A 7,825-nucleotide genomic window follows, 5' to 3' on the forward strand; every position below is an offset into this window, starting at 1 on the left:
TCCTTCCATTCCGACGAATGGATCGCACCATCAAACCGTGGGATCAAACAACTAGGCGCGCGCGGATACCGGCCTGAGCTGGTCGCGCTGCCAAATGCGATTCCCCTGGATCCGCCCGCCGGCGCGAATTGACTTCGCATCGGCGGATGCGTATGGACGGGCCTTCGGAATTCAGCCCGCCGGCGCCTCCCGCGAGGAGCAGGCGGTTTCGCCGCGGCAAGGGCTTCGGCGCGAAGAGGAGACGGATCATGAAGCGGACCTTCCAGCCGAGCAATCTCGTGCGCAAGCGCCGGCACGGCTTCCGTGCGCGCATGGCGACCAAGAACGGCCGCATCATCATCAACCGGCGCCGCGCCCTCGGCCGCAAGCGCCTCTCGGCCTGATCCCGCCGCCGGGAATGCGCGCCGCGGCGCCGCATCCCGGACCGGAAGGCCCCGTCTCGGTGCTCACGCGACGGGCCGAGTTCCTCGCGGCCGCGCGCGCCTTCCGCCAGGGCAAGCCGGGATTCTCCCTCCAGGGACGGCCGCGCGGCCCGGGCGAGGCGCCGGAGGGCATCCGGGTCGGCTTCACCTGCTCGCGCAAGGTCGGCAATGCGGTCGCGCGCAACCGCGCCAAGCGCCGCCTGCGCGCCATCGCGCGGGAGGTCCTGCCCGGCGGAGGCCGGCCGGGATGGGATTATGTGCTGATCGGACGCCCCGGCGAGACCGCCAGACGGGACTTCGCCCAACTCTGCGCGGATCTGCGCGCGGCGCTCGCCTCCGTCCATGCCAAGGCGGCGCCGCGATGAGCCCGCTCGCGGCCCTGCTCGCGCTGCCGGTCCGCGGCTATCGCCTGCTGCTCTCGCCCTGGGTCGGGCATGGCTGCCGGTTCCAGCCGACCTGCTCGGCCTATGCGCTCGAGGCCCTCGAGACCCACGGCGCCTTCAAGGGCAGCTGGCTCGCCGCCCGCCGCATCGCGCGCTGCCATCCCTGGGGCGGGTCGGGCATCGACAACGTGCCGCGCTGAGGCGGCCGGGGCGTCGGAATTCGGGGGGGGGGCATCCACTCTCCTTCGACCGCTCCACAATCCAACGAGGGCAGCGCCCGGCCCGAGCAGGTGCGAGGCGCCCGCCGGGGGGCGGGGCGGGCGCTGCCCGGCGGTTCCCGCCGGGCCGGATGGTGACGCCAGGCGCGCCCAGAATCCGGACGAAGGCGTCGCGCCGTGGAATGCGCCCCCTGCCGACACGCCCACCCCTCGCTTGCGGCGCCCGTGCCGGGTCCCCTATATGCCGCCCATGCTCGACCATGACGACATCCACCCGCTCTTCCACGGCGCTCCGCAGACCACGGAATTCCGCAAGCTGCGCAAGCGCATCCTGCGGCTGACCCGCGAGGCGATCGAGACCTACGGCATGGCGCGGCCGGGCGACCGCTGGCTGGTATGCCTCTCGGGCGGCAAGGACAGCTACACGTTGCTCGCCGCCCTGACCGAGCTTCGCTGGCGCGGCGTGCTGCCGGTCGAGATCCTCGCCTGCAACCTCGACCAGGGGCAGCCGGGCTTCCCGGCCACCGTGCTGCCGGATTTCCTCGCGCGGATGGGCGTGCCGCACCGGATCGAATACCGCGACACCTATTCCATCGTCCTCGACAAGATCCCGCAGGGCAAGACCTTCTGCGCCCTCTGCTCGCGGCTCCGGCGTGGCCATCTCTACCGCATCGGCCGCGAGGAAGGCTGCCAGGCCATCGTGCTCGGGCATCACCGGGACGACATCCTCGAGACCTTCATGCTCAACCTGCTCTTCGGCGGGCGGCTCGCGGCCATGCCGCCGAAGCTCCTGAACGACGAGGGCGACCTTCACCTCTACCGCCCGCTCGCCCATGTGCCGGAGGCCGATTGCGCGCGCTTCGCGCAGGCGATGGGCTATCCCATCATCCCCTGCGACCTCTGCGGCAGCCAGGACGGGCTCCAGCGCCAGCAGGTCAAACGCATGCTCGACGAATGGGAGGCCCGGTCCCCGGGCCGGCGGCAGATCCTCTTCTCCGCGCTCGGCCGGGTCAGCCCGAGCCACCTGCTCGACCCCGGGATCTTCGATTTCAAGGGCCTGTGATCCCGCCGACCCGCGCAAACGCCGGCCGCTCGCGCCGGCCCGGCGCCTTCCCATCACGGAATTGCCTGGTGCAAGCCCCGCGACGGGCCTGCGGCCCGGCCTTTCCCCATCCCGAGGCTCGGTCCGGGGGCGTGGTTCCGGTCAGGCCATGCCGGCGACGATCGCGCGCAGGGTTTCAAGGCCGCGGCCGGTCTGGGCGGAGGTCAGCAGGATCTCGGGGAAGGCGGCCGGATGGGCGCCGAGCCCGGTCCGGACCTCATCCACGATGCGGGCGAGATCGGCGGCGCCGGGCTTGTCGGCCTTGGTCAGCACCACCTGGAAGGTCACGGCGGAGCGATCGAGCAGCCCCATGATCTCGCCGTCGACGGGTTTCAGGCCGTGGCGGGCGTCCACGAGCAGGAACGCCCGGCGCAGCGTCGCGCGCCCGGCGAGATAGGCGCGCATCAGCGCCTGCCAGCGCTCGACGATCGCACGCGGCGCCTCGGCGAAGCCGTAGCCGGGCAGGTCCACGAGATAGCGCTCCGGCCCCAGCGCGAAGAAGTTGATCTCCTGGGTGCGGCCCGGGGTGTTGGAGGCCCGCGCCAGCGCCTTGCGGCCGGTGAGCGCGTTGATCAGGCTGGATTTGCCGACGTTCGAGCGGCCGGCGAAGCAGACCTCCAGCCGGTCGGCCGGCGGCAGGCCGTCCATGGCGACGACGCCCTTGAGGAAGCTGCACTCGCCGGCGAAGAGCCGGCGCCCCGCTTCCACCGCCTCGGCATCGGGCTCCGCGGCCAGACCGAACGCCTGGGTCAAGCTGCCTCCGGGACGGCGGCATCGCCCAGCGCGACCCTTCCGCCTTCGGTCACTTCCGCGTAGACGCCGAAGTCGCGATGGCCCCAGCCGGCCTCGAGGGCGCCGAGCGTATCGGCGTCCCTGCGCCCGGTCGCGGGATTCGCGGTGGTCGCCTTGCAGCGGGTGATGCGCTCGCGGATGCGGAAGGTGGCGCCGCCGATGCGCAGGGAGCGGCCGATCAGGTCGAATTCCTCCCAGGGCGCGAGGCCCTCGAGCCAGATGTTGCCGCGGAACCGCTCCATGGCGAGCGGGCTCGCGAATCGCTCGGAGAGCGCGCGCAGGCTGGCGAGGCCGAGGATCGAGACCGAGGGATAATCGGTGTCGGTCATGCCGCGCGGCGCCCGGGCGACGAAGGCCGGGCGGCTCCGCTCCGGGTCGGAGAGCGGGACGACCCATGCGATCAGCCGGGTCGCGTCCTCGGGCCGGTCGGGGTCGATGGTGATCGGCGCGCGGCGGGGGTGGCTGAGCGTGACCGTGCCGGCGGCCTCGTCGACGCAGGCGCGGATCGCGATCAGGTCGGGGGATTTGGCGGCGCGGCTGAAATTGGCGCACGCCGCCCAGTCCGAAGCGACCGGCGACACCTTCGCCGCCTCGTGGGCGATGGCCCAGACGCGGTCCCAGGGCATGGTGGCGCCGGCGGCGAAATCCGCGCCGGCGACCGATTCGACCCCGTGCGACTTGATCGGATGGCGCCAGAGATGCGCGACGCGCGCCGCCACCGCGTCACTCGGCCTTCTTGGATCGCTTCAGCGGGCCGAGGATGTTGCCCAATACGTCCGGCTTCACGCCCTGGCTGCGCATGATCGTGTATTGCTGGGTGAAGGTGATGAGGTTGTTGGTCACCCAGTAGATCACCAGCCCCGAGGCGAACTGGCCCATCATGAACATGAAGACCCAGGGCATCCAGGCGAAGATCGTCGCCTGGGTCTTGTCGGTGGGTGCGGGGTTGAGCTTCATCTGCAGCCACATCGAGATGCCCATCAGGATCGGCCAGACGCCGATCGAGAGGATCGCGAGGAGGCTGGCCGGTCCGGGCGCATCCCAGGGCAGCAGCCCGAAGAGATTGAAGATCGAGGTCGGGTCGGGCGCACTGAGATCCCTGATCCAGCCGAAGAACGGGGCGTGCCTGAGCTCGAGCGTGACGAAGATCACCTTGTAGAGCGAGAAGAAGATCGGGATCTGGATGAGGATCGGCAGGCAGCCGGCCGCGGGATTGACCTTCTCGCGCTTGTAGAGGGCCATGACCTCCTGCTGCATCTTCATCTTGTCGTCGCCGGCGGTCTCCTTGATCTTCTCCATCTGCGGCTGGAGCGCCTTCATCTTCGACATCGAGACATAGGACTTGTAGGCCAGCGGGAAGAGCAGCGCCTTGATGATGAAGGTCAGCCCGATGATCGCCCAGCCCATGTTGCCGATGAGCCCGTGCAGGAGATGCAGCGCCTGAAAGATCGGCTTGGTCAGGAAGAAGAACCAGCCCCAGTCGATGGCGTCCACGAAGCGGTCGATGTGCCGCTCCTCCTGATAGGCGCGGATCGTTTCCCATTCCTTGGCGCCGGCGAAGAGCCAGGTGGTCGCCTCGCCGGTCTCGCCCGGGGCCACCGCCATGGTCGGCAGCCGCACGTCGGTCTGGAAGGTGTCCGAGCTCTCGGTGTATTTGGTGACGGCGGTGAAGGGCTGGCCCGCCGGGGGCACCAGCGTCGTCATCCAGTAATGGTCGGTGAAGCCGATCCAGCCGTTTTCCGCGACCTCCACGACGCTGGCGGCGGCGTTCTCGGCCTCGTTCGTCTCGAGATCGGCGATCTTGTCGTATTTCAGCTCGGTCAGCGAGCCGTCGGCGACCATGATCACGCCTTCGTGCAGGATGTAGAAGCCGCGCAGGTTGCTCGGCTTGCCGTGGCGCGCGATGATCCCGTAGGGTGCGACGCGCACCTCCGCGCCGCTGGTGTTCTCCACCGATTGCGTCACGTCGAACATGTAGTTCTCGTCGACCGAGATCGTGCGGCGGAAGACGAGGCCCGCGCCGTTGTCCCAGATCAGCGTCACCGGCGTCGCCTCGGTGAGCTCGCTGCCGCTCTCGATCCGCCATTCGGTGGTGGGGCCGGGGACGGCGTCGGGGGCGAGGCCCGCGCCGGGGCGCCAGCCGTAGAGCGCGTAATAGGCCTCCGGCACGCCCGAGGGCTTGAGCAGCGTCACCATGGGCGAATCCTTGGCGACGGTCTCGAAATAATCGGTGAGCTTGAGGAAATCGATGCGCCCGCCCTGGAGCGAGATCGAGCCCGAGAGCCGCGCGGTGCGGATCGGGATCCGCGTCGTGCTGGCGAGCGCCGCGTCGAGCGACTGCGGTGCCGCGGCCGCCAGTTCCGGCGCGCCGCCGGCGGTCCCCTCGGCGGGCGGCACCGCCAGGCCGGTGCCCTCGGGCGCCTCGGCGGTGATGGCCGGCGGCTGCGTCTGCTCGGGGAACCATTCCGGGAAGAGCATCGGGCCGAGCGTGAACCAGACCAGGATGACCAGGAAGCTCAGCGCGGTCGCCAGGATCAGGTTTCTGTTCTGGTCGTCCATCCACGCGGCTCCAGTCAGGGTCTTGAAAACCTGACGGGGGTTCAACAGCCGCGGGCCTGAAAGGTCAAGGTGTATTCGGGTCGCGCTTCCCGCCCGCTCCGGCGGCGGCGGCGACCGGCACGAAACCACCGGCCTCCCGGACGCAATGCAGCCAGATCGAGGCCTGGGCGAAGGACATGGGCTCGGCGATCAGGAAGCCCTGGGCGAAGCCGCAGCCGAGCCGCCGGAGCATCGCGGCGGCGGCTTCGGTCTCCACGCCTTCGGCGAGCGTCGCGATTCCGAGCGCGCGGGCCATGGCGATCATCGAGGCGGTCAGCTGCTGCTGTTCCTCGCTTCCCTCGATGCCGGCAATGAAGCTGCCGTCGATCTTGATGCGGTTCACCATGAAGCGGCGCAGGTTCGAGATCGAGGCATGGCCGGTGCCGAAATCGTCGAGCTCGATGGAGAATCCGCTCGAGGCGAGCCCGCGCAGGTTGCGCACGACGAGGTCCGCGTCGCTCTTGATGAGCACCGTCTCGAGCACTTCGATCGAGAGCCGCGCGGGATCGATGTCGAAGCGCTCGGTCTCCCATTTGATCTTCTCGATCAGCCGGGGGTCGCGGAGCTGCGCCAGGGCGAAATTGACCCCGACCTTGGGCACGACGAGCCCGGCGGCGTCCCAGGCCTGGATGGCGTCGAGCGAGCGGGTCAGGATCATTTCCCCGATGCGCTCGGTCAGGTCGGTCTCCTCGGCGAAGTCGAGGAAGGCCGAGGGCATCAGCAGCCCGTGGCGCGGATGCTGCCAGCGGATGAGGGATTCGAAGCCGGCGAAGGCGCGGGTCTCGAGCGCGATCTGCGGCTGGAAGAAGGGGATCAGCTCGCCGGTGTCGATCGCCGCGAGCAGCTCGGTATAGAGCGTCTCGCGCCGCTCGACCGCGGTGCGCAGCCCGTCGCGGAAATAGCGCACGTTGCCGGTGCCCACGCCCTGGGCCTCGCCGAGCGCGATCCTGGCATTGGCGAGGATGCGGTCCGGGTCGGGCTGGTCGTCGGAGAGCAGGGTGACGCCGATGCTGCAGCTGATGTGCCGCGCGCCGCCGCGGATCGAGAAGGGCTGCCGCAGCGCCGCCTGGATGCGGGCGGCGATCGGCGCGGCGGCGTTGGCGTCTTCCAGATCGAGGGCGACGACGACGAAATTGTCTTGCCCGACATAGGCGGCGAAATCCCCGCCGCGCATCGCCTGGCGGATGCGCCGCGCCGTGAGGCGGATGATCTCGTCGCAATCCCGCTGGCCGAGGGTCTCGCGCAGGATGCCGAAGCGGTCGAGATCGACCCGCAGCACCGCGGTCTGGGTGGCGCTCCGCTCCGACCCGGCCGCGATGCGTGCAAGGAAGGCGTGCAGATAGGTGGCGTTCGGCAGGCCGGTCAGGGAATCGTGGAGCAGGCGAAAGCGGTTCTCGCGGTCCGTCTCGCGGCTCCGGGCGACCCATTCGGCGATGCGCCGGCGCGCGGGCCGGAGCACCATCCCCACCAGCGCCACGCCGCCGAGCAGCTGGAGCGCCGTGGCGACCAGGATCGTGCTCCGGGTCCGGGTCGCGGCCGCTTCGGTGGCGGCGCGATGGCGCGAGGCGATCAGGTTGAGCCGGGGCAGGATCCTGGCTTCGAGCGCCGCGGCGACGCGCGCGGCCTCCCGCGCGTCGACCCGCGGGCTCTGCGACAGGGCGGCGGCCTCGCCCGCGATCTCGACCAGCGTCGAGGTCTCGCCCTCGACCCCGGCCCGGGCGAGCCGGTCCCGTTCCTGGCCGAGCAGCTGCTCGGTGTCCCAGGCCAGCCGGGTCTGCTGCATGGGCGCGTCCGGCGCATCCGGCCGCTCGGCGAGCATGTCGAGCGCCGCGACCATGGATTGCGCCGAGGCGGCCTCGGCGGCGGCGGCGAGGGCGAGATCCGCCATCAGCGCCTGCCGCCGGGCGCTGCGCTCCACCTCGATGAAGGATGCCACGAGCATCGCCAGCCCGGCGCAGAGCATGATCGCGCACGCCCGCGCGAACTGGCGGTCGGGTGTCATGCCGGCTGGGGAGGGCGGCGAGGTGGACATGGCCGGCACCCTATCCCGGCCGCACCTCAGCAACGGTTAACCGACCGGCCCGGTCCGGGGGCAATCTCGGCGGCATTCAATGCAAATTTTGGCGGCGCGCCACGCCCGTGCCGATCGGGCTTCCGCGTGATGTGACGATGATGACGCGCGGCCTGCAATGAGCGGCCTTCATGCACACTGCACGACACTAGGTCTGGCTGAGGGCGGCGTGATCGATTCTACTGGGCGACTCCGTTCGAAAGGATCGTCCATGCTGCAACGAGCCATCACCGCCCTCC

At 70.3% G+C, this 7,825-nt stretch carries 8 protein-coding genes; 4 read left to right on the plus strand and 4 right to left on the minus strand.

Annotated elements, in window-relative coordinates; translation table 11 throughout:
- Nucleotides 1–248: 248 nt before the first annotated feature.
- The 4 genes from rpmH to ttcA all read left to right on the plus strand — a co-directional run bounded on the left by rpmH (nucleotide 249) and on the right by ttcA (nucleotide 2,086).
- Nucleotides 249–383: a 50S ribosomal protein L34 gene (rpmH, locus tag V7050_RS15755; RefSeq protein WP_324369771.1), complete on the plus strand. Its 135-nt coding sequence runs from the start codon at nucleotides 249–251 to the stop codon at nucleotides 381–383.
- A 14-nt stretch (nucleotides 384–397) separates the two neighbouring features.
- Complete coding sequence (rnpA, locus tag V7050_RS15760; protein WP_324369773.1) at nucleotides 398–787, plus strand: ribonuclease P protein component; 390 nt, start codon at nucleotides 398–400, stop codon at nucleotides 785–787.
- Nucleotides 784–1,005, plus strand: coding sequence for a membrane protein insertion efficiency factor YidD (gene yidD / locus V7050_RS15765; RefSeq protein ID WP_324369774.1), 222 nt, complete (start codon nucleotides 784–786; stop codon nucleotides 1,003–1,005). Before rnpA ends, yidD begins: the two co-directional genes overlap by 4 nt.
- A gap of 268 nt (nucleotides 1,006–1,273) precedes the next feature.
- A complete protein-coding gene (ttcA, locus tag V7050_RS15770; RefSeq protein ID WP_324369784.1) occupies nucleotides 1,274–2,086 on the plus strand; it encodes a tRNA 2-thiocytidine(32) synthetase TtcA in 813 nt (270 codons plus the stop codon).
- A 141-nt stretch (nucleotides 2,087–2,227) separates the two neighbouring features.
- On the opposite strand, the gene yihA is transcribed toward ttcA, so the two are convergent.
- From yihA to V7050_RS15790, 4 genes are all read right to left on the minus strand, one after another.
- Nucleotides 2,228–2,878 carry a ribosome biogenesis GTP-binding protein YihA/YsxC gene (gene yihA, locus V7050_RS15775; RefSeq protein WP_324369775.1) on the minus strand — a complete coding sequence of 217 codons (651 nt, stop codon included), beginning with the start codon at nucleotides 2,876–2,878 and terminating at the stop codon, nucleotides 2,228–2,230.
- Nucleotides 2,875–3,636 (minus strand): MOSC domain-containing protein, encoded by a 762-nt coding sequence (locus V7050_RS15780; RefSeq protein WP_324369777.1) that lies wholly within the window; start codon nucleotides 3,634–3,636, stop codon nucleotides 2,875–2,877. The genes yihA and V7050_RS15780 overlap by 4 nt, the downstream gene beginning before the upstream one ends.
- A gap of 4 nt (nucleotides 3,637–3,640) precedes the next feature.
- Nucleotides 3,641–5,476: a membrane protein insertase YidC gene (gene yidC / locus V7050_RS15785; protein ID WP_324369779.1), complete on the minus strand. Its 1,836-nt coding sequence runs from the start codon at nucleotides 5,474–5,476 to the stop codon at nucleotides 3,641–3,643.
- A gap of 64 nt (nucleotides 5,477–5,540) precedes the next feature.
- Nucleotides 5,541–7,547 (minus strand): putative bifunctional diguanylate cyclase/phosphodiesterase, encoded by a 2,007-nt coding sequence (locus V7050_RS15790; RefSeq protein ID WP_324375699.1) that lies wholly within the window; start codon nucleotides 7,545–7,547, stop codon nucleotides 5,541–5,543.
- Nucleotides 7,548–7,825: the final 278 nt, after the last annotated feature.

The organism is Amaricoccus sp., from assembly GCF_036846665.1.
Taxonomy (GTDB): domain Bacteria; phylum Pseudomonadota; class Alphaproteobacteria; order Rhodobacterales; family Rhodobacteraceae; genus Amaricoccus.

Excerpts from the sequence above, each read along its gene's own strand:
- V7050_RS15790 (WP_324375699.1), bottom strand. The coding sequence starts at position 7,547 with ATGTCCACCTCGCCGCCCTCCCCAGCCGGCATGACACCCGACCGCCAG.
- rnpA (WP_324369773.1), top strand. The coding sequence starts at position 398 with ATGCGCGCCGCGGCGCCGCATCCCGGACCGGAAGGCCCCGTCTCGGTG.
- ttcA (WP_324369784.1), top strand. The coding sequence starts at position 1,274 with ATGCTCGACCATGACGACATCCACCCGCTCTTCCACGGCGCTCCGCAG.
- rpmH (WP_324369771.1), top strand. The coding sequence starts at position 249 with ATGAAGCGGACCTTCCAGCCGAGCAATCTCGTGCGCAAGCGCCGGCAC.
- yidD (WP_324369774.1), top strand. The coding sequence starts at position 784 with ATGAGCCCGCTCGCGGCCCTGCTCGCGCTGCCGGTCCGCGGCTATCGC.
- yidC (WP_324369779.1), bottom strand. The coding sequence starts at position 5,476 with ATGGACGACCAGAACAGAAACCTGATCCTGGCGACCGCGCTGAGCTTC.